Below are 24,694 nucleotides of genomic sequence, written 5' to 3'. Positions count from 1 at the left end.
CCCCCCCCCCCGTTGGCGGCGATGCGTGGCTTGCCACGTTTCATCAAAAGCTGGCCGCCGCCGCACGGGGGGTCGGGGTGACTAGCTGTGAGTAGGGGGTGAGCATTGAGTCGCTGGTCAAGAAGTAGGCCGGCAGGCTGAGCGTTTGGGCAATCAGCAGTCGGTCGAAAGGGTCTCGGTGATGCCACGGCAGCTTTGCGACCGTGTGGCAGTGCTCTGGCAAGATGGGCAGCAGCTCAAAGCCGGTCGCTTCGGCCAAGCGCTCAATATCTGCTGAGTCAAAATTAAAGTCCGCTCGGTTGAGCGAAGACTTAATCGCAATTTCCCACAAGCTGGCGGTGCTGAATAACACGCGGTTCTGCGCTTCGATCAAATCCGTGCGGGTTTGCGCGGGTAAGCGTTGCGGCGCAATCAATGCGTGCAACAAAATGTTGGTGTCGAGCAGCAGTGTATTACCTGCCATCGAACATGGCCTCAATCTCGGCCGCATCCCGATGGTCAAAGTCGGCGGGAATTTCAAATTGATCCTGACCAAGCCCCAATTGCCGGGGAGCCTTGTTGGCAGGCTCTAAGGCAACAAGCCGCGCGATTGGTTTACCAGCACGCGCAATCACAATCTCTTTGCCAGATGCCGCTTCTTCAACAAAACGCGAGAGATGAGTTTTGGCTTCGTGAATATTAATTGATTCCATTGCTTTGTGGTCTGTTTCTGCTTAGTCCAACTTAGTTTAACTGAGTTTAGCGCGGGCGCAGCTGTCGAGCAAGGTGTTGGTGTCATGCGCTCCCTAGGAAAATTCCTGCAAATTGGCAATTGCATTCTCGAAATGCATAGATTTTCCTAGGGGCGATCAACAAGGTATCTACCCTACCCCCGGCGACACCGCGATGCGCGCCAAACTGAAGGTGCGCAGTTTTAGAAAAAATACTTTACAAAATTGGCCATTGAGTCATAATTGTAGCGTATTTTCGCCAATTAACATAAGCACTGAACAACATAAGCACCAAACCACATAAGCACCAAGCAACCATGATGGATTATCAAGAACTCGGCGCAACCATTGCGCGGTTACGAAAAGAACAAAAAGTTACCCAAACGGTGATGGCCGAGCACTTAGGCATCTCGCGTGCGACGATTAATGCCCTCGAAAAGGGACGCTCTGGCGATATTGGTGTGCGAAAAGTGATGAAGATGTTGGATTATTTGGGTTATGAGCTGGCTGTGCGTGATAAATCGCCGTGGCCCACTTTGGAGGAATTAAGGCGTGAGTGAAGCGCTAGATGTGTTTGTTCGCGGCCAGCTCGCAGGGCAGCTAATTAAAGAGCATAGCGACTATATGTTTAGCTATGCCGCAGGGGTTAGTACCGATGATTTCGTTTCACTGACCATGCCTGTGCGCAGGAAAGCCTATGTGCTTCCGAATTTACCCCCGGTGTTTGAGATGCACTTGCCAGAGGGCTTTTTGCTGGCGCTGATTAAAAAGCACTTTGCCAAACTAACCGCTACAGATGATTTTGGCCTGCTTCGTTTACTAGCTCCTAGTATTCGCGGGCGTGTGCACTACCAGCGGACGCCATCTGCCCATACGACGACGGCTGCGCCATCTCCGGTTGGGCTGGATGAGCTGTTACATCCGCACCAGGGGCTATTTGATGAATTGGTTGAACGCTTCGCTTTGCGGTCTGCGCTCAGTGGTGTGCAGCCCAAGGTGCTGGCGCAGTTGGAAGATAAGGTTACGCTTACACTTGATGATTACATTGTTAAGGCTTGGGGGCCGGATTATCCCGAGCTGGCGCTGAACGAATACTTCTGTATGCGCGCCGCGCAACACGCTGGAATACCTGTGCCTGAGTTTTATTTATCCGAGGATAATCAGCTATTGATTCTCAAGCGCTTTGATCTTACCGCCACTGGTGTGCCGCTCGGTTTTGAAGACATGTGCGTGCTGCAGGCGAAGCAGCGCGATGACAAATATACGGGCAGCTGTGAGCAGGTCGCCAAAACCATCAAACGCTTCTGCAGCCCCCAATACAAGCAGCCCTCGTTGCAGCAATTTTTTAAACTGACCGTGTTAAATCATCGCCTGCAAAATGGTGATGCGCATTTAAAGAACTTTGGTTTGATTTACGAAGATGCCAACTCAGTCCGGTTGGCGCCGGCTTATGACATCGTGAATACAACTGCGTATATCAAAAATGACGTGGCTGCTTTAACGCTTTTAGGCAGCAAAAAGTGGTGGAGCAAAGAGTACCTGCTGCGCTTTGGCGTTCAAACCTGTGACTTAACGATAAGCCAAGCTAACGACCTATACAGCGACTGCGATCAAGCGCTGGCGACAATACAACAGGAAATTAATCAACGCCTAACCCAACCCCTAAACTCAAATCAACGCAGCCTGTTAGAGCATATGGCAACAACGCTCCACGGTGTCAGTCGATAACCCTGACTGGCGGGCAGCCCACACCCAACCACGCCCAACCGCAGGCAAAACTAAGTTGCACTTTTTAGTGAAACTTGAAAAACTACATCAATATCCAATCCATTGGAGGCTAGATGAAAGCCACGACCAAAGATCTTCGTTTGCATACCCCTGAGTTGTTGGCGGCTACAGAGCGTGGCGAAGAGGTGGTTATCACCTTTCGGGGTAAGCCGCGCGCTGTGTTAACTGCCTACAAATTATCGCCCGAAGCACGCACAGACCGTAATCCGGCCTTCGGTTTATGGGCAGGCAGCGAGCGTGCAACAGCGCTCAGCGTTGAAGAAGAAGTTCGTGCGCTAAGAAAACCACGGCCGCTCGTCTAATGTTGATGGACACGGATGTTCTCATTTGGAATCTCCGCGGTAATGCTAAGGCAGCGGAGCTTTTGGATAACGCGGGTGGCTTTACCCTATCGGCCGTCACTTACATGGAATTGATTCAGGGCGTGCGCGACAAGGCCGAGATGAACATCCTACGGCGATCACTGCAGTACTGGGATGCCTACGTGCAACCCATTGATGCCGATATTTCCGCCAGAGCCATGTTTCTGATGGAGACCCATGCTCTCGGCAATGGCCTGCAGTTGGCTGATGCGCTCATCGCGGCAACGGCTATATCTTTGGGTGCCCCGCTTGTCACCGCCAACGATAAGCATTACCGGATGATCGACGGCCTGGAGATGCAAGTCTTTCGGCCGTGAGCGGCTGAGTGGCTGAGTGGATGGGGGTGGTGTCAGGCTCTCTAGGAAAATTCCTGCAAAGTGGAAATTGCATTCTCGAAATGCATAAATTTCCCTAGGGGCTGCGGTCGAGTGATCTCACTGCCAACTGCCAACTGCCACTGCCAACTGCGAACTGACAGCTTTCCACTAAAAACTTTCCCCTAAGCATGCCCCCAACAAAAACCATCCTAATCACTCCCGTCTTGCCTTGGCCCTCCGGTTCCGGGCGGGCGCTTCGAGCTTGTTATTGTTGTTGCTAATGAGCCTAAGGCTTGGTCACCGGATGATAGGCCTTACCCGGCCGATGTGGTGGTCTATTTTAACCCGATGCTTCAGTGGCGGTTGCCGGGTTTGCGGGCGTGGTTGGCTGCGCCTGAGGCAGAAGATCCAAGCTGGCGTTTAGTTGAGGCTTATTTAGGAACAGCGCCTGTCAAAACAGCGCCCGTCAAAACAGCGCCCGTTAAGGTGGTGGTGTTTCGCTTTTATCTGCATTTTGTGGGAAAAGCCGTGATGGGCCGGCTGAAAAGGCACGGCCAGCGGTCGATCTCTGCTGAGTTGGATTTAGACGATGATGAGGCAGCAACCCATTGGTCAATCGCCAAAGCGGAGTTCAAGGCGTTTCGGCTGGCTAACGCCCGCTCGTTAACGATGAAGGCCCTTTCTTTCGCTGCCTTCCAGCGGTGGCTATCCGGCCCTTATCGCATTGCGTTTTTAGCCGCCGCCGATGATGTTGCCCGGTTTAAGACGCGATTGGCTTCGAGCGTTGAGGTGCGCCCCAATCGGCTGCCGCCTTTTAGTGCGATGGAACTGGCGTCATGCGCTGCCTAGCGAAATTTATGTTAATCTTTACGACTAGTTAATAGACCAGTTGGTATAAAAATGAAATCTGAAATTGGGTCTTACGAGGCCAAAACTAAGCTGTCGGCATTGCTGCGTGATGTTCAGCGCGGTCAGCGCTATACCATTACTTTACGGGGTGATCCGGTGGCAGATTTAGTGCCTGTTAGCGTAGGCACTGAGGTTGCGCGACGCGAGGCAATTGCCGCGATGCGTGCCATACCAAAGGTGCGCGGTGTTTCGGATGCTGAGATTCGGGGCTGGGTTGCTGAGGGGCGGCGATGAATGTTGTGCTCGATGCTTCTGCGGCGCTTGCGTGGATTTTTGAGCGGCAGGCGCCGGAAGAGGTAGCGCAAGCGGACCAGCTCCTAGATAATCTGGAAACACAATCGGCGTGGGTGCCCGCGCTATGGCATATTGAGGTGGCCAATGCCCTGTTGGTTGCCGAGCGCCGCGGTGTGGTAACTGAGGCACAGATTAGCGTCTATTTAACCCGCCTTTCCCAGTTACCCATCGAAACTGACGCCACACCATCTGCAGCCAGACAAGAGGCCGTTATGTTGCTTGCCCGGCGCATGAACCTGAGCGCCTACGATGCCACCTACTTAGATCTCGCGCTGCGCGCCGATGCGTGGCTTGCCACGTTTGATCAGAAGCTGGCTGCCGCCGCACGGGGCTTAGGGCTGAGTAGTTTTTAGGTTACGAGCTGGCCGTGTGCGAAAAACCGGTTTTTGACCAAGGTGTTGGTGTCATACGCTCTCTAGGAAAATCTATGCATTTCGAGAATGCCATTGCCAATATTCAGAAATTTTCCTAGGGGCGCTGAAGGAGGTACCAAACCCCCGGCGCTGGGCCTACCCCGTAACCGTTACCCTACATCAAGCATTATCCGCAACGCGTGCCATGCCCAACTAAAACCCGTTATCATGCCCGTCTAATAGACCAACGCAACTGGCATTCGATAGGGAGGTTAAATGGCAAACCAAGCGGCGGCGGCAGATGATGAGGTGAGTTTGGCGGAAATCGGGCAGATGCTTGCCCGGCAGAAGTGGCTCATCGCTTTGATATTTATCATTATTTTTGCCGCAACGGCAGCGTACACCTTCACGCGCACACCGGCTTACAATATGGATATGATGCTGGCGGTGGGTGAAAAGCCCACGCTGTTGGGCGATGCCGTTGAGCCAATCCAAACGCCGGCGGCAGTGGTCAGCCGAATACAAGAAGTCCTTGCCCGTCAGGTTTACAACGCCGAGTTTGCTGAATCCGGTTTGCCACGCCCATCAGCGGCAGTGGCCGATAGCGCAGCGGGTTATATCCGTCTGTACGGTGTGGTCACCATCGAGCAGGCCGAGCCATTCGAAGCCTTGCTTGAGGCGGTGGCCAACGAAATTGTTCAGGAGCATGAGCAGAAGCTCAACCAACGCGTGGCCGCCCTGCAGTCGCAGCTCACCTTTTTACAGGAAGAGATTGCTCGCTTAAGTCAAACGGTGCAGCCCAACGGCACCCACTCTGAGGAAATTTCGGCCGCCATCAACCTGCTGGCCGATCGCATCCTGGCTCAAACCCGTCAGTCTGACCGCGCCGCCTATGAGCGAGATCGCTGGCAGCTTGAGGGGGCGCTGGCCGCGTCGGCTCCCACCGAAATTGTCCGATCTACAATGCGCTCAAACACGCCAGAGGGCCCGTCTGCGCGCTTATTACTAACACTTGGCGCGCTGCTTGGGCTGATGGTCGGTATGTTTGCAGCGATTGTCCGCGACCTGCTGAAGGCCGACGCCGGCCCGGCCAGCCGCCCCGGCCACGCCCCATAATGACGCCGCTTTGGCAATCTCTAGCGCCCGCGCTGCTGGTTGCCTTTGTGCTCTCGGCGGCGGGCATCAAGGCGCTGCGGCGCCCGGCGCAGCGGTGGGGGTTTGTGGACCGACCGGGCGGTCGTAAAACCCACGAAAAGCCCACGCCCACCATCGGTGGCCTGGGGCTATTCCTCGCTTTTTTCCTCACGCTGGCCCTGATGGCGCCCACAAGCCTAATCCCGGCCACCACCCACTGGCCATTGTGGGTGTCTTTGCTGCTGCTGCTCGGCGCGGGGGCGGTGGATGATCAGCGGGGGCTGTCGGTAGGGCCGCGGCTTACGGTGCAGCTGGTTTGCGCGGGGCTGCTGATCGGCGGCGGCGGGGTGGTGCTCTATGATCTGGGGTATTGGCCCGGGGGCACGCCGATGGCGCTGGGCCTGCTGGCAGTGCCGATTACGCTGATGGGTATTGTCGGCTTTGTGAACGCCGTCAACATGATGGACGGCGTTGATGGCGTGGCCGGCGGCACGGTCTTTGCCATGCTCGGCTGGCTGGCGGTGGCCGCGCTGCTGGCAGACGCCATAACGGCTGTGCAAATTGCCCTCATCCTAGCCGCCGCGGTGCTGGGCTTTTTGGTGCATAACCTGCGTAGCCCGCTGCGGCGTCGCGCGAGTGTGTTTTTGGGCGATGCCGGCAGCCTGGGGCTGGGCCTGGTGGTAATTTGGCTGGCCATGACGATCTCGCAGCATCCCGATCGCGTGGTCTCGCCTTGGGGCATTGCCTGGGTGGTGGTGCTACCGGTGCTCGATACGCTAAGCCTGTGTATTCGCCGAGTTATGCGTGGCCAAAGCCCCTTTCGGGCTGACCGCGCGCATCTACATCATGTGCTGGAGCGGGCGGGGTTTACGCCGGGGCAGTCGGCAGCGTTGCTCATCGCAGTAACCGCGGCATTAGGGGCGATTGGCGTAGTGGGGTCGGCCATTGGCGTGCCCGACGTGCTGCTGGCCACGACCTTGCTTATCGTGGCGGCCGCGCATTATCTGTTTGTGCGATACGCCTGGCGCAGCACCCGTGCGCTTAAGCGCCTGCGCGGCTGGGCGGCGGGCCGTGCACAAGCGTCTACGGGGGCAGACCGCGTTGCGCTACTCGCGCTGTATTTGGCAATGGCCGCGTTGCCGTTTGGGGCAGATGCCGTGGTGGCCGGTGCCGGTGCGCTGCTCATTTTAGCCACGGCGGGCTGCGCGCAAAAAATGGCCCAAGACCTGCGCCGCCTGCCGCTGACGTGGGTGGTGCTGGGCTTATCAGCGTGGGTGAGTTTGGCGATTGCGCTGCGGCCTGATCCGGTGTGGTCGCTGTGGCTGCCGATGATGGGCATGTCTGGTGTGTTTGCCCTGCCGCTGGGCTGGTGGTTTACCCGGGTGCGCCATCACGCGGCGGGGTTATTTGCCGTGTTGCTGCTGGGTATTTTGTTGGCCTGGCTGCATGGCGCCAATTGGCAGATGCTAGAGGCCGGATTTATTCGCAATAAAGGCTACTGGGGTGATGCGCGAACCAGCGGTCTGCTGCTGGCGCTGGTGCTCATGCCCTTGGTGGCCATTGTGGCGGTGGGGTTGGGTCAGTTTAGGCAGCGCTGGCGGGCCCGCGCCGCCCTTGGGGTGGCCATGCTGCTTACGGTCATCATGCTTATGCTGCTGGTGGCAATGCAATTACAAACGGCCATGGCCGCAGCGCTAGCCGGGCTGATTGTTATGCTGTTGGCGGCCTTTTTTACGCCGGGCATTACGCGGCGATACGCGCTGAACCTGCTGATAAGCGTGGGGCTCTTGGCGGTGCTGTCGATTGCCGTGGCCGGTGTGTTTAAACCCAATAGCCAAAGCCTGGCCACGCAGTATCTGGGCCCGGTGCAATCGGCCTTGCTGTATGTGGGCGGCGAGCCAGAACTGGCCGCCAAGCGCCATCCCGCCCTAGCCAGTCGCATTGACACTTGGCATGAGGGCCTTGTGCGCATTGCCGAGCGGCCGCTAGCCGGCTTTGGCGATGCCGCCCTGCCACACGACTCACCGCAATCCGCCTATTTGGCGCTGACCCAAATTGGTGGATTGTTCGCGCTTGCCCTGTATGTGGCCATCTTGGGTTTACTGGCCGCCGGCCTGCAGAAAACCGTGGTCCAACAGCGCTGGCGCCCGGTGAATACACTGGCCGCACAAGGCCTGCTGGGAGTGGTAGTGGCACTGATGCTGCTCACACCCGTGGTCTCCGGCCCGCTGGGCGCGGTGTTAGTAACCGCGGTGTTAGCCGTTGGCGTGGCGGGGGTTGTGGATACACGTTAGATACACGATAATGACGCCTACTCGATGATAAAAGAGGTGCGTGATGACGCAATCTGTTGCCATGAATATGAAAGCCGAGCCGCAGGTTCGTAGTTTGATTGATCGTGCCGCGAAGCTAACGCACAGAAATCGAACAGAGTTTGTGTTGGAAGCCGCCGTGCAACGGGCTGAAGAAGTCATTCTGGAGCAGTCGCTGATTCTAGTGTCTCCAGAACGTTACCAAGCCTTTGTTGATGCACTCGATGCACCGCCCACAACCAACCCGCGGGTACAAAAGGTACTGGAGCATAAGGCTCCGTGGGAGTGATTCAAGCGCCGGCGTTATTGGGCGACGAGCATTTGCTCGAAGATTTCGATTGCGGCCATGTCTCACTGAATGATTGGTTAAAAAAACGCGCTTTAAAGGCCACAAAGTTGGGCGCGGCAGCTCGCACATTTGTTGTGTGCGACGATAACCAGCGAGTGATTGGTTACTACGCGCTAGCTTCAGGGTCAGTAAGCCGTGCGGAAGCTGCCAGTAAGGTAAGTCGAAACGCGCCAGATCCGGTGCCTGTGGTTTTGCTCGCCCGATTAGCGGTTGATCTGAATTACAGCGGCAAAGGGATTGGACGGGGTCTTTTGAAAGATGCGTTTTGCCGAGTGTATGCCGCCGCGGAGCATATCGGCATTAGAGCAATACTGGTGCACGCACTTGATGAGCAGGCTCGATCCTTTTATGTGAAACACGGGTTCTATGACTCGCCAACCAACGAAATGACGCTTATGTTGCCCATAGCAGTCATGCTGCCATCGCCCACTCATTGACCCAACCCTGTGATCTAGTTCACACTTTGAACAAGCTCGTTCAAAATTTGCACGAACGCGGCTCGGCGGTAGCGTGCCTGAATACGCCTAAAGACCCCTAAAAACCGTGACCAAAGCTAACCCCTCCCTCGATGAAGCGCTTGCGCTTAAAGCGCTTGAGGCGCTGGAGTCAGACCCGAATCTGACGCAGCGCGCGTTAGCTGTTGAGCTGGGCGTGAGCCTGGGAAAAACAAATTACTGCCTGCGCGCGCTGATTGATAAGGGGCTGGTGAAGCTGCAGAACTTTCAGCAAAACCCCAAAAAGCTCAAATACGCCTACCTGCTCACGCCTCAAGGCATTGAAGAAAAAACCCGCATGACCTGGCACTTCCTGCGGCGTAAGGAGGCGGAGTACGAGGCGCTGCAGAGAGAGATCGAGGAGTTGCGGGCTAAAGTGAGGCAAAACTAAGGGGCTGCAGCTGCCTCAGGAGTGCGATTGGTTGGGCCTATCAACAAACCCATGCGTATAAGTCCGAAACACATGCAAGCAATCCGTGAAGTGGTGCGCCGCGAGTGCGGCTCCACTGCGCGTGTGCGGCTGTTTGGCTCACGGCTAGATGACTCGAGGCGTGGTGGCGATGTAGATCTGCTGATAGAGCTAGATAATCCAGTTGAGCGCCCGGCACTGCTTTCTGCAAGGCTATCGGCATTGATCAGCCGCAGCCTAGGCGGCCGTCGCGTTGATGTCCTACTGTCTGCTCCTAATTTGACTCGGCAAGCCGTCCATCGGGTTGCCGAGCAGCAGGGGCAGCTGCTTTGAATAGGGATTCTGAGCAGCTCGATCGCCTGCAATTTCTTAGTCGCGTCGTCCAGCGTGAGCAAGAGCACCTGACCACAACGGACCAACGCGTCTTTAGCAGGCCTTTCACGCCAGAGCGTGCCGCCGCATTAGCGGATAGTATCGATGAGTCTGAGCGTGTCGAGGCCTTTGTGAGTCGATTTGGGCGCCTTCAGGACACCTTGGGCGACAAGCTTCTGCCTGTTTACCTCGAAGCAGTGGGCGAACACACCGGGGCTGTGATTGATAATCTTGATCGGGCGGAGAAGCTGCAATTGATTCCGTCAGCTGATGCATGGCTAACGATGCGCAAGCTGCGCAACCAGATGGTGCATGAATACATCGAGGACGCGGCAACACTGGCAGACGCGCTTCAAGCAGGCCATGAATTTGTGCCTACATTGAGCGCCGTGGTGGAAAGTCTCCTCGACGACTTGCGTGCACGCGGCTGGTTAGATTCCGAAAGTTAATCCCTACTCCATGCTTAAAAAACTCCTAGCCCTCCTCACCCCGCATGAGCGCAAGCGCGGGGTGCTGCTGCTATGCATGATTTTGACCATGGCGCTGCTGGATATGATTGGGGTGGCCTCGATTATGCCGTTTATGGGCGTGCTGGCAAACCCAGAGCTGGTGCAGACCAACGCCATCCTTAACACTGCCTTTACTGCGGCCGGCGCGATTGGTGTGACCACCACCGATCAGTTTCTCTTTTTGCTCGGCATTATGGTGTTTGTGCTGCTGGTGGTCTCGCTGGCGTTCAAGGCGCTTACCACCTACGCGCAACTGCGCTTTACCCTGATGCGCGAATACAGCATCGGCAAGCGCCTAGTAGAAGGCTACCTGCACCAGCCCTATAGCTGGTTTTTGAGCCGGCATAGTGCGGATTTGGGTAAAACTATTCTCTCCGAAGTCAATGAGGTCATTGGCGGTGGCATCACACCCATGATGCACATCATCGCGCACGGTGCCGTTGCCTTATCGTTGCTCACGTTATTAGTTTTTATTGACCCCAAGCTTGCCTTGGTGGTGGGGCTGACGCTGACCGCGGCCTATGCGCTCGTCTTTAAGATCACCCGCGGGTTTTTAACGCGTATTGGCCAGGAACGAGTGAAGGCCAATCGGTGGCGCTTTACCGCCGTCAGCGAGGCCTTTGGTGCACCGAAAGAAATCAAAGTGGCGGGGCTGGAGCAGGCCTATATCGATCGGTTTTCTGACCCTGCACGCACTTATGCTCGGCATCAGGCCTCTGCACAGGTGATTAGCCAACTGCCGCGCTTTGCGCTAGAGGCCATTGCCTTTGGCGGCATGCTGTTGGTGGTGTTGTATCTGATGGCGCAAAGCGGCAGCTTTGCCAGCGCCCTGCCCATCATCGCGCTCTATGCCTTTGCCGGCTATCGCCTGATGCCCGCCCTGCAACAGATCTATGGCGCGGTCACCCAGCTGCGCTTTGCGGGCCCGGCCATTGATGCCCTGCATAAAGACCTAATGAGCCTGCAGCCGGCCAACCCGCATCAAGCGAAGGCGGCGATGCCGCTCACCCAGGCGATCACGCTGAACGATGTGCAATACACCTACCCCAACGCCCCGCAGCCGGCGTTAAAGAATTTAAGCCTCACCATCCCCGCCAAAAGCACGGTGGGCTTGGTGGGCGCCACCGGCAGCGGCAAAACCACCACGGTGGATTTGATCCTCGGCCTGCTTGAAGCGCAGGAAGGCACACTAGAAGTAGACGGCCAAGCCATCATTGAACATAACCGCCGTGCCTGGCAGCGCGCTATAGGCTATGTGCCGCAGCAGATTTACTTGGCCGACGACACGGTGGCCGCCAACATCGCCTTCGGCCTACAAGAAAAAGACATCGACCAAGCCGCCGTGGAGCGCGCCGCCAAAATTGCTAACTTGCATGAGTTCGTGGCCAATGAATTGCCGCAGCAATATCAAACCACCGTAGGTGAGCGTGGCGTGCGCCTCTCGGGCGGGCAGCGCCAGCGCATTGGCATTGCCAGAGCGCTGTATCACAACCCACAGGTTTTGATTCTGGATGAGGCCACCAGCGCGCTCGACAACCTGACCGAACAGGCGGTGATGGAAGCGGTGCACAACCTGGGGCATGAAATCACCATCATCCTGATAGCTCATCGGCTAAGCACTGTAAAAGCCTGCGACACCATCTTCCTGCTGGAGAAAGGTGAGCTGAAAGCGCAGGGGACCTTTGACGAACTGACGCAGGCAGATGAGCGGTTTCGGGCGATGGCGGTAACAGGCTACGTAGTAAAGTGAAAAATGTACGTATATGAAATTTGACAAAAATTCGACCCAGACCCCAGTTGAAGGTACGACCCCCTTATCTGTTTCAAGCAAATACCTGGAGTACAAGGTTGCCGTCTTGATGGCCGGGCCCATCCGCTACGCTCCTCTAGTCATAAAACGACTAGAATCGGTTCTCGATGGTTTGAACTTTGAGATCTTTGCTCTGATCTGGAAAGAGGACCTAGGCAACAAGCGTCGTGATCGCGATAATCTTGCCGATATCGATCTTGTGCTTGCACACCCTAAGGTTTCTGCTTGCATAACTGCCGTTCCCTTGCCCGAGGAGTTCTACAGTTCTACGGTTGGTATAGAAACGGGCTCGAACTCATCAATTAATGCCACGATGGGAATGTTTTATTCGATGAGTGCACTATATAGATATATAGAGCAACTTCCAAATAGAAAAACATTCACTCACGCGTTAAGAATACGCACAGATTGCCTTATTATCACAAATTCATTTGTCTCAATGCTCGACTTTTGCTCGGGCACGTTAACTGTATCTAAAAATCCATTTATACCAAGTGCATGGTTAAGCGATCATTTGACTTTTGGAACTTGGGAAGATTTCGGTAAACTTTGGGCTCATAATGCAATTGAAGATATTTATTTTTTTTATAAACAGGGGGGGCGTAATCCAGAGCAGACACTTGCTATGATCGCTCGCCGCCGTGCGAGGCAGATAAGAATTCAGCCTCGCTTGATGCGATTTATCGATTACCACATTATTTATTATCCCGTAAAAGACCATGACCCTGCTTGGATCAATTTGGCCTTAAAGAATTTTGGTGTTGACTCCCTATTTAATGATCCTTCGGCTTTTGTCGACAAAGAGGAATCAGAGCACTTACATCAGCGGCTTATAAAAAGTCGAAATAAGCCGGATCGCAATATGAGCCTTCTATACAGAATTGCAGCACGTCTCCCAGATAGGGTTAAGGTATACATGCGGAAAATTTATAAAAAATGGAGTCTCTCACGCTAAATATGTTTGCAACAAGTAGAGGCCTCCTAAAATGAAAAAAAATCTTTTAGTAACTATGTCGGGAGGAACAACGACAGTAATTAATGCAACGCTTGTTGGAATTATTCGTCAGGCAGTGGAAATGAAATCCTATGGTCGAATTTTTGCCGGTATTCCGGGTATAACCGGTCTATTAAATGGATCTTTAATGGATCTCAGTTCCTTGAACAACGAAGAGCTTGAAATGCTTCGCCGAACGCCAGGATCAGCGTCTATAGGTACGGCGCGTATGTCGATTCTTAGCGGCTATGAGTTAGAGGCACTGGCGAATATATTCGAGCAGTATGATATTGGTGCTTTCATTAACATTGGAGGCAACGGGACGATCAAACAGACTCGAGCAATCGCATCAGCGATTGGTAAAAGTGTACGTGTAGCTGCTGCGCCAAAGACTGTAGATAACGATCTCGGTGATCCAGAGTGCCGAGATGTTTTTTTTACGCCAGGATTTCCTAGCTGTGTTAACCATTGGGCAAAAGTCACCAAACTCCTTGATATTGAAAACGCGGGTGCAGCATCACACGACAGGGTTCTAGTCGCACAGACTTTTGGGCGGGAGACAGGTTTCCTTGCCGGCGCAGCCCGAATAGCTGATCCTAGTAGGAAAGCTCCGCTATTGTTAATGTTGCCTGAAGACCCTCAGCCACTGGACGTGCTAATCGGTGCGGTCGATGATAAGTTAGCCAACGCGGGTCGTGCGGTTATCGTCATATCTGAGGGTTACCCCGTTGGTGATGTAGGTTCGGTCAAGGATGCTACTGGTCAAACGATGTACGGATCCAGCCGTACTACTGCCGCACAATTACTTGTTGACCATCTTTTGCAAGCAGGTATTTCCTCGCGCTCCTACATTCCGACAATTTTGCAACGTCAGGCTATCGATGACACGTTGGATTTCGATTTAGACGTAGCCGAACGGCAAGGACGGCATATTGTGCAGCAATTGAGCGAAGGGGCAAGCGATTTCTTGGCGACGATTCGTGGTCCTGATGTGTGTGTATCCAGTGAAGATCCTATAGGAACAATCTCCTTCAGTGAATTCACCGATTTTTCGAGATCGATGCACGGTAAATTTGTTAGCACGCAGAATTTCGACGTTACCGAAATGTATACAAGTTACCTTAACCGCATCCTAAAGATGAGCCGTTTTGAGTCACGTTACGGATATGGGACAGAGCGGTTCTTCCCACCACTTGATACCTTGAAGTTTCGTACCTAATAGATCGGCACCTTATCAATGCAATCAAGTCAGACTGACAGACCATTAAGTATTGGAATAGCGGTGCTTGCCTACAGCCGCCCAGATCATGTGAAGCAGGTGTTCGATGCCCTTCGGCGTCTGAAGGTAAGGCGCTTTTTGGTGTTCATGGACGGCGCTGATGACCGAACAATCAGAGAAAAGCAAGAGGAGATCGCTGCAGAAGCCACAGCCATCGAGTGGGCAGATGTCCGCTTAGTGCGGCGTAGGGTCAACTTGGGTCTACGCCGGTCAATTGTAAGCGCCGTCTCTGATACCCTTCAGGATCACGAAGCCGTGATATTGCTGGAAGACGACTGCATACCACAACCGGGATTTTTCGATTATATGCAGGCGGGCTTAACTAAGTATTGGCGTGATAGAACGGTGCGTAGTGTATGTGGATATCAGTTTCCACACGTTTCTACCATTTCACCAACTATTTCGGGCTCACTGATATCAAGATTCGTGCCATGGGGTTGGGGCACCTGGCGCGATCGTTGGATTGATTACGATACTGATTTACGCCACTTGCTTAAGTTAACACATGAAACGGGCACGTACCCAAAGCTACCAGAAGATGTCCGCGCGTACATCGACAGTTACGCTGCATTAGACGATTCCAATGACATCTGGAGCATTAATTGGGTACTTGCACACTATCTAACCAATACGATGTGTTTATTTCCATCGCGTCCACTTATTGCCAACATTGGGTTCGATGGCACCGGAGTGCATTGCTTCAAGACAGATGCGTTCGACACAACGGCTGTCCATCCCGCTGGCCCAGCTCAAATACAATTGCCAGAAGTCCCGTCGTTGGACACTGTTATTGATCGACGCATTATTGACTACATGGAGTCGCACTGGGGTAAGACTATGATTACTGCGACCGATACAGGACAGGCCCCGCCCTCAGTTTCTGCAGCAAACGTTGGGCAGGTCACCCGAGTGATACTTGATAATGCACCGATACTGGATATTCATACGCATCTCTTCCCACCCCAGCACCAAAAGTTTTCTCTTAGCGGAGCGGACGACCTTCTGACTTATCATTACTTAACGGTTGAGTGCCTTACAGTATCTGGCATAGCACCTAAGAGATTTTTCGCGCTATCCAAACGCAAGCAAGCAGAGGTAGTCTGGGATACTCTTTTCCGTGCAAATACGCCCTTTTCCGAAGCTACAAAAGGTGTTGTGACAGTATTAAAATTCCTGGGCATTGAACCCGGCTTATTTCCTTACTCTGAAATCAAGCGCGCTATCGACTCTTCCCGCCTGAATGATGAAGAATTACTGAATAGATTGAATATTGAGCGCGTTATTATGACAAACGACCCTTGCGATGAGGAAGAGTGGTCGTTGTTCGAGAGATCTGATTGGAACCGGGACCGCTATGGTGCCGCGCTGCGTCTCGATACCTTGTTACTTAAGCCCCGAGCTGCGGCAGTTTCTCTTGCTCGGCTGGGCCTAATACGATCCGCCGAATCAATAGAGATATTAGAATTCCAAGCATTACTTGACCGTTGGGCCGAGACTAGTCGACCCGAGTATGTGGCACTTTCTCTCGATGGCGTTCAACTGAAGAGTCTTCGAAGTGACAAGCTATTCTTGGATGCGCTGTTACCTTGGCTTCAGGAAAATCGTATGCCGTTGGCCTTGATGGTTGGCGTCAAGCGCCAAGTGAACCCCGATTACGAACTCGGAGGTGACGGTCTGGGAGTTGCTGGGCTTTCGGAAGTTGAGTATCTTGCACGAAGCTTTCCGGAGCTGAGGATTTTAATTACGCATTTGCATCATGATGCCCATCATGCGCTAACTGTTCTTGCTCGAAAGTTTCCCAACTTAAAGCTGTTCGGGTTTTGGTGGTTCAATAATCAGCCAAGCTTAGTGCAGCAAACACTTCGGATGAGGTTCGATTTATTAGGCTTTGGGTTTGTGCCACAACACTCTGACGCGCGGGTTTTGGAACAACTGATTTTTAAATGGGGTCATTTCAAAGATCAACTACATGACGCATTGGTCGAGCGTTACCAGGAGTTAATTCTCGCTGGCTGGAATGTCACTGAGGACACAATTCGTAGAGACATTGCCACTTTGTTGCATGATAAACCAGCCAGCTTGCTTCATAGCGGCTGCAGCACTGCATGCGGCCTTGAAATCTCAGCTTCAGGGAGCTAAAGCGATGGCGGCGCTAAAACCGGCTTTAGTGAGGTATGTTGGTGAAGTCACTGAATGCTTTTCATCTCCGCGCCCTTGGCTCGTTTTTTGGATGCCTTAATCATCATTGCGCTAAGATAAATTACATGTCTCGTACGTGGATTCTTCCAATGGCTGGTCAAGGAGCTCGGGTCAGTGCGCTTGGCCCTTGCAAACCCGCGATTTCTGTGGCTGGTCGACCAATCCTAGCATGGTGCCTTACTGGGTTATCCGGATACGTTAATGATGGTGACTTGATCTTAGCAATTACCACTGATCACCTCGAACGAGATTTTGGTCTTTCTGGCCTCTGTCGTGACTGGATTGGCCGGCTTGGAATCCCTGCTGATTTTGAGCTAATAACAGTCCCAAAAATACCTCCAGGGCCTGCCGCGAGTGTCTTTGCGGCGAGAGGAGTTGTACCGGCAACAGGCGAAGTGATTTGTGTAAATGTTGATCAGTACTGTCAGTTTGAATTACCAGCTGGTCGCGTTGGCTGGGATGTTTTTCTTCCCCTGTACGTGAATACCAGCGGTAAATCCAGTTATGCTCAAATTACCGATTGTCGCGTCATCAATGTTGTAGAGAAAAAACTCGTTAGTTGCTATGCAAGCGCGGGAGTCTATGGCTTCCGTAATGCTGATTTACTATTTGCAGCAATCGAGACCACACTTTCTGGTCCTCCGCATAGAAATGAAGAATACTATCTTGGCCCAACGATCAATGTTTTGATCGGGCGAGGAGCTCTAGTCATACCGTGTTCGGTCATGGCGAAATTTGATCTGGGTAACGTGCCAGACATCGACCGTTTTTGCAATGTTGTGGGGCGATGGAATACCTAAGCGACGACGGCAAGCGCTGCGCCGAGACGCTAAGATGAATAAAGACCTCACCACATCGGCGATTGATCGGCAAAATGTGCTGAACAATCCTTATGCCCTGGCAGAGATTGAGAAGGCTGCTGGTGTGGATGGTATTGTGTTCGAGGGCCGTGCCATTGTTCTGAAAGAGCAGGTGGCGGCATTCTTTGAGGTGTCGCCGCGTACCATCGAGAATTACCTCGGGCGTTTTGGCGACGAGCTGCGCCAAAATGGGTATGAGGTGTTGCGCGGTAACCGTTTGAACAAATTGAAGAATCTTCTCCGAGCGCAGGATGTTACCGAAGCCAATTTCGGGAACATCGCCAAGACCCCCCAGCTCGGGATTTTTGATTTCCGCGCTTTTCTGAACTTGGCCATGTTGATGGTGGAGAGCGGGCGTGTACGCCTGCTGCGCAAATTCTATTGTTGAATGGCTATTTATACTGTGTGAGTTGCTTTTTGCACGAGATGGAAAATATCAGTTATCACGTTGCGGCTGGTCGGATCGACAGAGATTTATTGCAGGAAATTGTCACTGCACATATAGCGCAAGAGTCGGATAGTGAAACGCTGAAACTCAAAATATTGAATGCAATTTCTTAAAGGCACTGAATGGAAAACTACTCCCACCGCTCCCGCATCCTTATCACCGGCGGTGCCGGCTTCCTCGGCTCGCATCTGTGCGAGCGCTTGCTGAACGAAGGCCACGACGTCATCTGTCTGGACAACTTCTTCACCGGCACCAAGGACAACATCGCCCATCTGCTCGATCACCCGCATTTCGAGCTGATGCGCCACGATGTGACCTTCCCGCTCTATGTTGAGGTGGACGAGATCTACAACCTGGCCTGCCCAGCGTCGCCAATCCACTACCAGTTCGATCCCGTGCAAACTACTAAGACCAGCGTGCACGGTGCCATTAACATGCTGGGCTGGGGCTGGCCAAGCGCACCAAGGCGAAGATCTTTCAAGCCTCCACCAGCGAGGTGTATGGCGACCCCGAAGTGCATCCGCAACCCGAAAGCTACTGGGGCAATGTGAATCCGATTGGCGTGGGCGCGTGAGTTCGACTGCAACTAGATGAGATCATACTTGGTGACGGCGAAGAGAGCAGAAAAGGATTTAGGCTAAAAGATTGAAAGGAGATCACTTATGCCATGTCAGGTAGGTATTACTACGCGAGTCGATCAGAGAAAACTGGAATGGGAGCGGAAAGTGGTTGGTCTGCGGGATTGGCAAGTTGTAGGCCCTTACACATCAAGGGAGGCAGCTCAAGCTGCGGAAGACCGATACGCCGCGCAGTACGGATGTTACGCCAATCATGGTGGAGCGGACGCCCGAGGATCTTGGTATGTTTACTTTTTCCGATACGATCGTAAGCGGTAGGCGTCTATAAACCTGCGATGACTCATCGTCTGGGTGCCGTCTAACTCCGAATACTGGTGACTACCACAGGTATGCAGTTCAACAAGATGCCTGTGCGGCTCGGGCGGGAGTTTGCTAGCGTTCGAACGTTGTGCGTTTTTGAATGGGGATATCCGCAATACTGCCGAGGCCCCGCCGTCCGGCTTTGCGAAGTGGCGAATAGGAGTCGAAAAGGGACTTAATAAGTCCTTTCCCGGCTGAAAAAAAGCGTTGCGGGGTTTTGTTGGGTAGTGTCCTGATTTAAGGACGCCGCGAGAGGGTCCTTGTAGTGCCGCAAACAATATATGGTATCTTTATAGCAATCAAGGCACGATATCTTGACAATCTCTGATTGTCCGGCTAGAGCAGACCATGGTAATAGTGGTGTCAGCGGCACGGCTAGTGCTCTAGTGAGATTTGATAATCAAGGAGGATTGACCATGCGTGAAAGAAATACAGATCGACAAGGGCGCCCCTTCCCCGACGATATTAGACAGGCAGTTTGGCGCAAAGCGACAGTAGTCTCAGGCAGAGACCCTGCCGTCGTCCGGCAAGATCGTTGCGGCGCACATATATGCCGCGATAAGCACGGCAAGCGCGTTGACGGGGGTTGGGAAATCGACCACATCAAGCCCGTCGCTTTGGGTGGTAGTGACGACCTTTTCAATCTCCAGCCGTTGCACTGGGCAAATAATCTTGCCAAGGGTGATGATCTTCATTTTGCAAACAACACTGCAAGGTTAGGCGTTAAGCTCGGCTGTGTCGTTTAGGCAGTTTAGCCATGCCGGAGGTGGCATATGCCAAAAAAGCCAGATACTCACCACATCGTCCCGAATCCTGACGGTGGTTGGAGCGTTAAAAGAGGCGGGAGTAAGCGCGCGAGCAGCCGCCACGCCGTTAAACGCGAGGCAATTGATGCCGGGCGTAGGGTGAGCCGAAACCAAAAGACTGAACTCCGGATCCATAACAAGGATGGCAAGGTCAGAGAGAGCGATAGTCACGGCGGAGATCCATATCCGCCGCGGGGGTAGCAGCAATTGTCCTCCTTCAGATGAAACCGCCGGGCAATGCCACATTAACTGTGGAAACCGCCAGCACGGGCTTAACATCAAGGTGGCGCGCATCTTTAACACCTACGGCCGGCGCATGCACCCCAGCGACGGGCGCGTGGTGTCCAGCTTCACCGTCCGGGCCGGGGCTTTGCAACGACCCCATCACCCTCTACGGTGGCGGCACCCAAACGCGCGCTTTCAGCGCAGGGCGATCGATGAGCAATTCTTGACGGTATCGCCGGCGGCGGGGTTGTGTTGCCGGTAATGAGTTTCGCAGCAGAGAAAGTGGCTCAACAGAGGGACTGATGACGAAGATGCAGAGCGTCAGCTCTAAGGCTATTGATGCGATCGGTTATGACCCGACCACGCAGCGCCTGCGGATCATCTTTAGGCAGGGCCGCACCTACGACTACTGCGGTGTGCCCGCTCACATCTATGAGCAGTTCCTGCGCGCTGCATCGAAAGGTGGCTTCTTCAACACCCATATTGATGGTCGCTATCAGTGTTAGACCTACTTCGTGCGGCGGTTGTACTGATTGCGATAAAAGAGTGTTCAGGGGATGTCGAGTAGCAATAATCAAAAGTTGAGCCGAATTCTTTCGGACGATTCTGCTTTGAATCAGCTTCATAAAGCAGCAGCGGTCCAATTACTAGCCGAGCCCCACGATCCGGGACAGCTGAATAAAATTCTAGAAAGCATAAACCTTCGAAAGCAGGAGCTCGTTGGCCAATTCAAAGAAAAATTTCCGCCTGATCCGCCACATCGAGAATGCAGACACGCAGAGCTAAGAGGTGTAAAGTTCCAAAACGGCACTTTACCTAGGAAAGGGGATTATAGGTACTTGTTGACCTGGGGGCATGAGAAGCTCCATCTCTGGACGCATACTAAAAACAGTTATACCGGACTGGTTGCGGAGGTTGATGAGTCGGTTAATAGCGTTGATATTTGGCGGACTTTTGGTGAAGCCTTGAAGCTCGCAATAGCGCTTAATCGCGGCTTGGAATCGTTCCCACAGACGAGTTATCAGTGGATATACCGGTTCGATCCTTCCCTTGATCGCAGCGAACAACACTACGGTCCAGAGCCCTCGAGTGTTTATGATGAGGGGGCAGAAATTATTCGAATTCGTCAGATTTACGAAGTCAGTAGTCAGCTCGAGCTTTTGCAAAGGTCAGAGCCGTTTTTCGTCGCAGTACAAAATCTAATCGTCGCCATGGAAAACCATCAATTCTGCCAAGACTGTGCGCTTGTTTCGCCTGAGCGGAGAATGCATGACCACTCTGAACCGGAAAAATGGGAGCAGGTTATAGCGCTGCCAAAGATGGAAACCGCTATCGTTCAGGCAACGCGTGCTGTTGAGGGCTTATTGGGTCAGCCCGGTGACCGCTCGACTCCGCAGAAGCGGAGTCGTGTTGAAGATCGATGGCAAGAGGCGGTTGATATCAACTGTGATGAGGTTTTCTCTGGTACTGGGATGTCGTATCTCGATTACTATTACTTCCTCTTCAATTTAAGAGGGAGCTCAGCGCATAGTCGGGGTTTTCTGTCGTTCAGTTTGACGAGGCAATTAGCGGTTCAGGCCCAAACGTTCGCGTGGAAAATCGTGATTGCCCATTTTCAGAAGCATCGGCTTGCGGCAGAAGATGCGGTTGAGGCTCTCAAAATGAATCAGGACCTTATCGAATCGGAACCTGAAAGCTGGAGCACCCCGCTGACTGCTGAAAATAAGCATGACATCCCATTTGCCCAGTGAACAAGCCATAGCAAATTTCATCCAGTTTTTCCTGCAAACCTGTCTCGACCAAGTCAGCTTCATGGCAAGTTTGGTGGCGCCCGAAAAGCTGCGGGATCGCATTCTGCACTGAGCAGTGCAACAGATACGCGGCGGCGCCCTGCCGCAGAAAGCAGACTGTTTACTGGAGGCCATTTTATACCGTGGGTCTTTACTGCGCGGCGATGTGCCAGGCTTGCTGGATGCCAGCGAACGGCAAGCACGCCGCGTGGTTGCCGCGCTCACCGAACAGAATGTGCTGACCGCCACCAGCACGCGCGCACCACTTCGGCTGGCGTTTCCCGCCACCCTGGCCGGGCAATGGATGCCGGGATTGTTTCCAGAGGCAAGAGAATGACATCAACCTTTACCCCACTTGCACCGCTCCAAACGGCAGTGCTGTTTTTGGTCTTCAATAGACCCGACACCACCACGCGGGTGTTCGAAGCCATCCGGCAAGCGAAGCCGCCGCGTTTATATGTTGCCGCTGATGGCCCACGCGAGGGGCGGGAAGGTGAAGCTGAGCGGGTTGCCAAGGTCCGCGAAATTGCCACAGCGGTGGATTGGCCGTGTGAGGTAAAGACGCTGTTTCGGGAGGAGAACCTGGGGTGTAAATACGCTGTGAGCGGAGCCATCACATGGTTTTTCGAGCAGGAGGAGCAGGGTATTATTCTGGAAGATGATTGTTTGCCGCATCCAGACTTTTTCTCTTTCTGCGAAACCTTGTTAGCCCGATACGCAGATGATGAACGGGTATCTGTGATTACCGGTAACAATTTCCAACATGGCCAGCGGCGCGGCGAGGCGTCCTACTACTTTTCCAAGTACAACCACTGTTGGGGCTGGGCGAGCTGGCGTCGCGCTTGGCGGCACTATCAAGGCGATCTGCCGTTTTGGCCGGCATGGAGCGCGTCGGATACCTGGCAGCGGCATACCCCAGACACAGTGGAGCGCCGGTACTGGGAAAAGATTTTCGATCGCGTCCGGGCTGGGCAAATCGATTCTTGGGGCTACCCTTGGACGGCAAGTGTCTGGTTTCACGGTGGCCTAACCGCAACGCCGAATGTGAATTTGGTCAGCAATATCGGTTTTGGGCCGGATTCGACGCACACCGCATCTGCCAATAGCCCGTTGGCAGGAATGGCGACCAGCGCAATAGGCGAGCTTACTCATCCAGCATCTATTACCCGAGATCAAGCCGCAGATCGTTATGTTTTTGATCACACTTTCGACGGGAAAAACCAACGCTTTCCATGGTCGTTGCTGCGCCTGCCGCGCCGTACAGGTGGATTTGTCTATCGCAAGTTAAAAAGGAGTTTCGCCTAATGCCTGCAAAATACATCAACCTTGCCTGCGGGCCAGTCTTTATTGATAAGTCGGCCTGGGCAAATTTTGATTTTGTCGCGGCATCGGGTGTCCAACAAGCTGACTTACTTGGTCGGTTACCCTTGACTGATAACTCTGCTCAGTTGGTCTATTCATCACATTTTCTTGAGCATATTCCCAAGCCTCAAGTGGAAAGTTTTCTACGCGAATGTCTGCGTGTTCTCGAGGCTGGCGGTGTGATTCGTCTCGTTCTCCCGGATTTGGAGAACATGGCCCGCACCTATTTGCAATTGCGTGATGATGGCAAGCACGACAAAGCTGATTTTCTAGTGCTGGAAATGATCGATCAATGTGTTCGAAGACAATCGGGGGGCGAACTCGGTAAGTACTATCGAACATTACAAGAGCAAACGAAGCAAGGTGTGTCAGAATCTGGAGAAAACACGGTAATGATCGATTTCATCAGGCATCGCACAGGCGAGCAGATAGGTGCTCCTGATCAGTCGAAGCCTGCTGCGGGGGGGGCACAAACCCAGTTCAAACGCGCACTCAGAGCTGTTCCACGACGGTTGCAGCGTTACTGGGTTCAAGCAGTGCTGCAGGCGCTTCCACCGGCATTCCGCGCGCAAAACGTCAGTCTCGCCGCGGTGGGCGAGAAGCATCACTGGCTCTGGGACTTCCACCAGTTGCAGCAAGCGCTCGAAGCGGTGGGCTTCATTTCAGTGGAGCGCCGTTCAGCCGACAGCAGCGCAATTACAGATTTCCCATTTTACCCGCTCGATCTCGACGCAGACGGACTACCGCGCAAAGGTGCCGAGTCAATGTATATCGAGGCGCGCAAGCCACAGTAGGTACATTGTCCATGACGCTCTCGCGAGGAGAGTGTCATGACTGAGTTAGATAAGTTTGTCCCGGCGTTGGTCCTGCAACATTTGACGACGGCAGAAGCAGAGTACCTGAAGGAAGTTTTTGACCGTTTTGGTGGATATCCGGACCTTGAGCAGATTTGGTCTTTGATGGATGAACCTTGGGTTGAACTGAGTTGTGATCCTTTGAACATGGATGAGCGTGTTACGGCTTATTACCAACATCCGGTTTGGCTGTTGAATGGTTTATTTGTTGAGCGACATGAGCTGAGCCTAGAAAATCGCCGTCAATTTACGCACTGGATCGTCAATCAAGCGCCTCTGCGCGTCGCTGACTTTGGAGGTGGGTTTGGTGGATTGGCACGTTTCATCGGCGAGGCCCTGCCGAACGCTCAGGTAGAAGTCGTTGATCCGCACCCTCATCCGGCTGCGATCGCACTTGCGGCAAATACACCGAATGTCCGTTTTGTGCCCGAGTTGACTGGCGAATATGACATTTTGATCGCCACCGATGTTTTTGAGCATGTACCAGATCCGATTGGCCTAACCGCCAAAACAGCCGAGCACTTGCGTGTTGGTGGGCAGTATTTGATCGCGAATTGTTTTGCTCCGGTGATTCTTTGCCACCTACCGCAGTTGTTTCATTTCAATACTTCTTGGGATGCTGTAATGCAGGCAATGGGTTTGCAACCAGAAGAGAAGGTTCTTTATGGCCGATCTTATCGTCGCAAGGGCGAGATCAATCTGCCAGCTGCACGCGAAAAAGGAGAGTGCAGCCGCAGGGTCTACCCACTGATTTCATGGCTGCCACGCGGAAAAGCGCGAGCTGGTCAACTTCTTATGCAAATATTTTGTCATTGAG

General features: G+C 53.4%; 30 protein-coding genes and 2 pseudogenes. 30 read left to right on the top strand and 2 right to left on the bottom strand.

From position 1 onward, the window contains the following. Positions 1-43: 43 nt before the first annotated feature. Positions 44-463 carry a type II toxin-antitoxin system VapC family toxin gene (locus GH984_RS10370; protein ID WP_153720140.1) on the bottom strand — a complete coding sequence of 140 codons (420 nt, stop codon included), beginning with the start codon at positions 461-463 and terminating at the stop codon, positions 44-46. Further along, a complete protein-coding gene (locus GH984_RS10365) occupies positions 453-692 on the bottom strand; it encodes a type II toxin-antitoxin system Phd/YefM family antitoxin (protein WP_153720139.1) in 240 nt (79 codons plus the stop codon). The genes GH984_RS10370 and GH984_RS10365 overlap by 11 nt, the downstream gene beginning before the upstream one ends. 335 nt (positions 693-1,027) lie before the next feature. On the opposite strand from GH984_RS10365, the gene GH984_RS10360 reads away from it, so the two are divergent. The 30 genes and pseudogenes from GH984_RS10360 (at position 1,028) to GH984_RS10215 (ending at position 24,693) form a co-directional block, all read left to right on the top strand. Continuing rightward, positions 1,028-1,270, top strand: a complete 243-nt coding sequence (locus GH984_RS10360) for a helix-turn-helix domain-containing protein (protein WP_216643665.1) — start codon at positions 1,028-1,030, stop codon at positions 1,268-1,270. Further along, positions 1,263-2,438, top strand: a complete 1,176-nt coding sequence (locus GH984_RS10355) for a type II toxin-antitoxin system HipA family toxin (RefSeq protein ID WP_153720138.1) — start codon at positions 1,263-1,265, stop codon at positions 2,436-2,438. Before GH984_RS10360 ends, GH984_RS10355 begins: the two co-directional genes overlap by 8 nt. Positions 2,439-2,551: 113 nt before the next feature. Then, positions 2,552-2,800: a type II toxin-antitoxin system Phd/YefM family antitoxin gene (locus tag GH984_RS10350; protein WP_153720137.1), complete on the top strand. Its 249-nt coding sequence runs from the start codon at positions 2,552-2,554 to the stop codon at positions 2,798-2,800. Next, entirely contained in the window at positions 2,800-3,177 is a 378-nt protein-coding gene (locus GH984_RS10345; protein ID WP_153720136.1) for a type II toxin-antitoxin system VapC family toxin, read from the top strand. Before GH984_RS10350 ends, GH984_RS10345 begins: the two co-directional genes overlap by 1 nt. Positions 3,178-3,525: 348 nt before the next feature. Beyond that, positions 3,526-4,026, top strand: a complete 501-nt coding sequence (locus GH984_RS10340) for a hypothetical protein (RefSeq protein ID WP_153720135.1) — start codon at positions 3,526-3,528, stop codon at positions 4,024-4,026. 51 nt (positions 4,027-4,077) lie between these two features. After that, positions 4,078-4,320, top strand: coding sequence for a type II toxin-antitoxin system Phd/YefM family antitoxin (locus GH984_RS10335; RefSeq protein WP_153720134.1), 243 nt, complete (start codon positions 4,078-4,080; stop codon positions 4,318-4,320). Continuing rightward, on the top strand, positions 4,317-4,733 hold the full coding sequence (locus GH984_RS10330) for a type II toxin-antitoxin system VapC family toxin (protein WP_153720133.1): 417 nt from the start codon (positions 4,317-4,319) through the stop codon (positions 4,731-4,733). Before GH984_RS10335 ends, GH984_RS10330 begins: the two co-directional genes overlap by 4 nt. Positions 4,734-5,009: 276 nt before the next feature. Further along, positions 5,010-5,849 (top strand): Wzz/FepE/Etk N-terminal domain-containing protein, encoded by an 840-nt coding sequence (locus GH984_RS10325; RefSeq protein ID WP_153720132.1) that lies wholly within the window; start codon positions 5,010-5,012, stop codon positions 5,847-5,849. Beyond that, positions 5,849-8,161, top strand: coding sequence for a glycosyltransferase family 4 protein (locus GH984_RS10320; protein WP_153720131.1), 2,313 nt, complete (start codon positions 5,849-5,851; stop codon positions 8,159-8,161). The genes GH984_RS10325 and GH984_RS10320 overlap by 1 nt, the downstream gene beginning before the upstream one ends. A 43-nt stretch (positions 8,162-8,204) precedes the next feature. Further along, a complete protein-coding gene (locus GH984_RS10315) occupies positions 8,205-8,468 on the top strand; it encodes a type II toxin-antitoxin system TacA family antitoxin (RefSeq protein WP_153720130.1) in 264 nt (87 codons plus the stop codon). After that, positions 8,459-8,965: a GNAT family N-acetyltransferase gene (locus GH984_RS10310; RefSeq protein ID WP_369692052.1), complete on the top strand. Its 507-nt coding sequence runs from the start codon at positions 8,459-8,461 to the stop codon at positions 8,963-8,965. The genes GH984_RS10315 and GH984_RS10310 overlap by 10 nt, the downstream gene beginning before the upstream one ends. Before the next feature lie 106 nt (positions 8,966-9,071). Continuing rightward, positions 9,072-9,413 (top strand): MarR family EPS-associated transcriptional regulator, encoded by a 342-nt coding sequence (locus GH984_RS10305; protein ID WP_369692051.1) that lies wholly within the window; start codon positions 9,072-9,074, stop codon positions 9,411-9,413. A gap of 72 nt (positions 9,414-9,485) precedes the next feature. Continuing rightward, positions 9,486-9,764, top strand: coding sequence for a nucleotidyltransferase domain-containing protein (locus GH984_RS10300; RefSeq protein WP_253939212.1), 279 nt, complete (start codon positions 9,486-9,488; stop codon positions 9,762-9,764). After that, positions 9,761-10,252, top strand: coding sequence for a hypothetical protein (locus tag GH984_RS10295; protein WP_153720128.1), 492 nt, complete (start codon positions 9,761-9,763; stop codon positions 10,250-10,252). The genes GH984_RS10300 and GH984_RS10295 overlap by 4 nt, the downstream gene beginning before the upstream one ends. 10 nt (positions 10,253-10,262) lie before the next feature. Next, positions 10,263-12,062 carry an ABC transporter ATP-binding protein gene (locus tag GH984_RS10290; protein ID WP_253939211.1) on the top strand — a complete coding sequence of 600 codons (1,800 nt, stop codon included), beginning with the start codon at positions 10,263-10,265 and terminating at the stop codon, positions 12,060-12,062. Positions 12,063-12,075: 13 nt separating this feature from the next. Beyond that, complete coding sequence (locus GH984_RS10285; RefSeq protein WP_153720127.1) at positions 12,076-13,077, top strand: hypothetical protein; 1,002 nt, start codon at positions 12,076-12,078, stop codon at positions 13,075-13,077. 31 nt (positions 13,078-13,108) lie between these two features. Next, the gene (locus GH984_RS10280; RefSeq protein ID WP_153720126.1) at positions 13,109-14,335 is read left to right on the top strand and encodes a 6-phosphofructokinase; all 1,227 of its coding nucleotides are present in this window, start codon (positions 13,109-13,111) and stop codon (positions 14,333-14,335) included. A gap of 18 nt (positions 14,336-14,353) precedes the next feature. Further along, complete coding sequence (locus GH984_RS10275) at positions 14,354-16,534, top strand: glycosyltransferase family 2 protein (protein ID WP_153720125.1); 2,181 nt, start codon at positions 14,354-14,356, stop codon at positions 16,532-16,534. Positions 16,535-16,806: 272 nt separating this feature from the next. Beyond that, entirely contained in the window at positions 16,807-17,394 is a 588-nt protein-coding gene (locus GH984_RS10270) for a glycosyltransferase family protein (protein ID WP_153720124.1), read from the top strand. A 34-nt stretch (positions 17,395-17,428) separates the two neighbouring features. Beyond that, on the top strand, positions 17,429-17,842 hold the full coding sequence (locus tag GH984_RS10265; protein WP_216643664.1) for a hypothetical protein: 414 nt from the start codon (positions 17,429-17,431) through the stop codon (positions 17,840-17,842). Positions 17,843-18,024: 182 nt separating this feature from the next. Beyond that, positions 18,025-18,464 (top strand): annotated as a pseudogene (locus GH984_RS10260) (GDP-mannose 4,6-dehydratase); the annotation flags it as partial. Positions 18,465-19,256: 792 nt separating this feature from the next. Further along, positions 19,257-19,586: an HNH endonuclease gene (locus GH984_RS11105; RefSeq protein WP_153720123.1), complete on the top strand. Its 330-nt coding sequence runs from the start codon at positions 19,257-19,259 to the stop codon at positions 19,584-19,586. 27 nt (positions 19,587-19,613) lie between these two features. Further along, entirely contained in the window at positions 19,614-19,847 is a 234-nt protein-coding gene (locus GH984_RS10250) for a DUF2188 domain-containing protein (protein WP_153720122.1), read from the top strand. A 55-nt stretch (positions 19,848-19,902) separates the two neighbouring features. Next, positions 19,903-20,068 (top strand): annotated as a pseudogene (locus GH984_RS10930) (NAD-dependent epimerase/dehydratase family protein); the annotation flags it as partial. A 105-nt stretch (positions 20,069-20,173) separates the two neighbouring features. Further along, complete coding sequence (locus GH984_RS10240; protein ID WP_216643663.1) at positions 20,174-20,377, top strand: KTSC domain-containing protein; 204 nt, start codon at positions 20,174-20,176, stop codon at positions 20,375-20,377. Positions 20,378-20,428: 51 nt separating this feature from the next. After that, complete coding sequence (locus GH984_RS10235) at positions 20,429-21,622, top strand: hypothetical protein (RefSeq protein ID WP_153720120.1); 1,194 nt, start codon at positions 20,429-20,431, stop codon at positions 21,620-21,622. Positions 21,623-21,737: 115 nt separating this feature from the next. Continuing rightward, positions 21,738-21,998, top strand: a complete 261-nt coding sequence (locus GH984_RS10230; protein ID WP_153720119.1) for a hypothetical protein — start codon at positions 21,738-21,740, stop codon at positions 21,996-21,998. Continuing rightward, positions 21,995-22,966 (top strand): glycosyltransferase family A protein, encoded by a 972-nt coding sequence (locus GH984_RS10225; protein ID WP_153720118.1) that lies wholly within the window; start codon positions 21,995-21,997, stop codon positions 22,964-22,966. Before GH984_RS10230 ends, GH984_RS10225 begins: the two co-directional genes overlap by 4 nt. Then, on the top strand, positions 22,966-23,817 hold the full coding sequence (locus GH984_RS10220; RefSeq protein WP_172973226.1) for a class I SAM-dependent methyltransferase: 852 nt from the start codon (positions 22,966-22,968) through the stop codon (positions 23,815-23,817). The genes GH984_RS10225 and GH984_RS10220 overlap by 1 nt, the downstream gene beginning before the upstream one ends. 36 nt (positions 23,818-23,853) lie before the next feature. Beyond that, positions 23,854-24,693 (top strand): class I SAM-dependent methyltransferase, encoded by an 840-nt coding sequence (locus tag GH984_RS10215; RefSeq protein WP_153720116.1) that lies wholly within the window; start codon positions 23,854-23,856, stop codon positions 24,691-24,693. The last annotated feature ends 1 nt before the right edge of the window (position 24,694 follow it).

The organism is Spiribacter salilacus (assembly GCF_009649225.1).
Taxonomy (GTDB): domain Bacteria; phylum Pseudomonadota; class Gammaproteobacteria; order Nitrococcales; family Nitrococcaceae; genus Spiribacter; species Spiribacter salilacus.
Note: the sequence above shows the minus strand (reverse complement) of the source record. Positions and strands in the feature narration are given on the sequence as shown.

Coding starts and splice junctions, on each gene's coding strand:
- GH984_RS11105 (WP_153720123.1), top strand. CDS start 19,257: ATGCGTGAAAGAAATACAGATCGACAAGGGCGCCCCTTCCCCGACGAT.
- GH984_RS10340 (WP_153720135.1), top strand. CDS start 3,526: ATGCTTCAGTGGCGGTTGCCGGGTTTGCGGGCGTGGTTGGCTGCGCCT.
- GH984_RS10235 (WP_153720120.1), top strand. CDS start 20,429: ATGTCGAGTAGCAATAATCAAAAGTTGAGCCGAATTCTTTCGGACGAT.
- GH984_RS10215 (WP_153720116.1), top strand. CDS start 23,854: ATGACTGAGTTAGATAAGTTTGTCCCGGCGTTGGTCCTGCAACATTTG.
- GH984_RS10290 (WP_253939211.1), top strand. CDS start 10,263: ATGCTTAAAAAACTCCTAGCCCTCCTCACCCCGCATGAGCGCAAGCGC.
- GH984_RS10325 (WP_153720132.1), top strand. CDS start 5,010: ATGGCAAACCAAGCGGCGGCGGCAGATGATGAGGTGAGTTTGGCGGAA.
- GH984_RS10320 (WP_153720131.1), top strand. CDS start 5,849: ATGACGCCGCTTTGGCAATCTCTAGCGCCCGCGCTGCTGGTTGCCTTT.
- GH984_RS10365 (WP_153720139.1), bottom strand. CDS start 692: ATGGAATCAATTAATATTCACGAAGCCAAAACTCATCTCTCGCGTTTT.
- GH984_RS10280 (WP_153720126.1), top strand. CDS start 13,109: ATGAAAAAAAATCTTTTAGTAACTATGTCGGGAGGAACAACGACAGTA.
- GH984_RS10350 (WP_153720137.1), top strand. CDS start 2,552: ATGAAAGCCACGACCAAAGATCTTCGTTTGCATACCCCTGAGTTGTTG.
- GH984_RS10335 (WP_153720134.1), top strand. CDS start 4,078: ATGAAATCTGAAATTGGGTCTTACGAGGCCAAAACTAAGCTGTCGGCA.
- GH984_RS10330 (WP_153720133.1), top strand. CDS start 4,317: ATGAATGTTGTGCTCGATGCTTCTGCGGCGCTTGCGTGGATTTTTGAG.
- GH984_RS10300 (WP_253939212.1), top strand. CDS start 9,486: ATGCAAGCAATCCGTGAAGTGGTGCGCCGCGAGTGCGGCTCCACTGCG.
- GH984_RS10285 (WP_153720127.1), top strand. CDS start 12,076: ATGAAATTTGACAAAAATTCGACCCAGACCCCAGTTGAAGGTACGACC.
- GH984_RS10220 (WP_172973226.1), top strand. CDS start 22,966: ATGCCTGCAAAATACATCAACCTTGCCTGCGGGCCAGTCTTTATTGAT.
- GH984_RS10225 (WP_153720118.1), top strand. CDS start 21,995: ATGACATCAACCTTTACCCCACTTGCACCGCTCCAAACGGCAGTGCTG.
- GH984_RS10370 (WP_153720140.1), bottom strand. CDS start 463: ATGGCAGGTAATACACTGCTGCTCGACACCAACATTTTGTTGCACGCA.
- GH984_RS10315 (WP_153720130.1), top strand. CDS start 8,205: ATGACGCAATCTGTTGCCATGAATATGAAAGCCGAGCCGCAGGTTCGT.
- GH984_RS10275 (WP_153720125.1), top strand. CDS start 14,354: ATGCAATCAAGTCAGACTGACAGACCATTAAGTATTGGAATAGCGGTG.
- GH984_RS10250 (WP_153720122.1), top strand. CDS start 19,614: ATGCCAAAAAAGCCAGATACTCACCACATCGTCCCGAATCCTGACGGT.
- GH984_RS10240 (WP_216643663.1), top strand. CDS start 20,174: ATGACGAAGATGCAGAGCGTCAGCTCTAAGGCTATTGATGCGATCGGT.
- GH984_RS10360 (WP_216643665.1), top strand. CDS start 1,028: ATGATGGATTATCAAGAACTCGGCGCAACCATTGCGCGGTTACGAAAA.
- GH984_RS10265 (WP_216643664.1), top strand. CDS start 17,429: ATGAATAAAGACCTCACCACATCGGCGATTGATCGGCAAAATGTGCTG.
- GH984_RS10345 (WP_153720136.1), top strand. CDS start 2,800: ATGTTGATGGACACGGATGTTCTCATTTGGAATCTCCGCGGTAATGCT.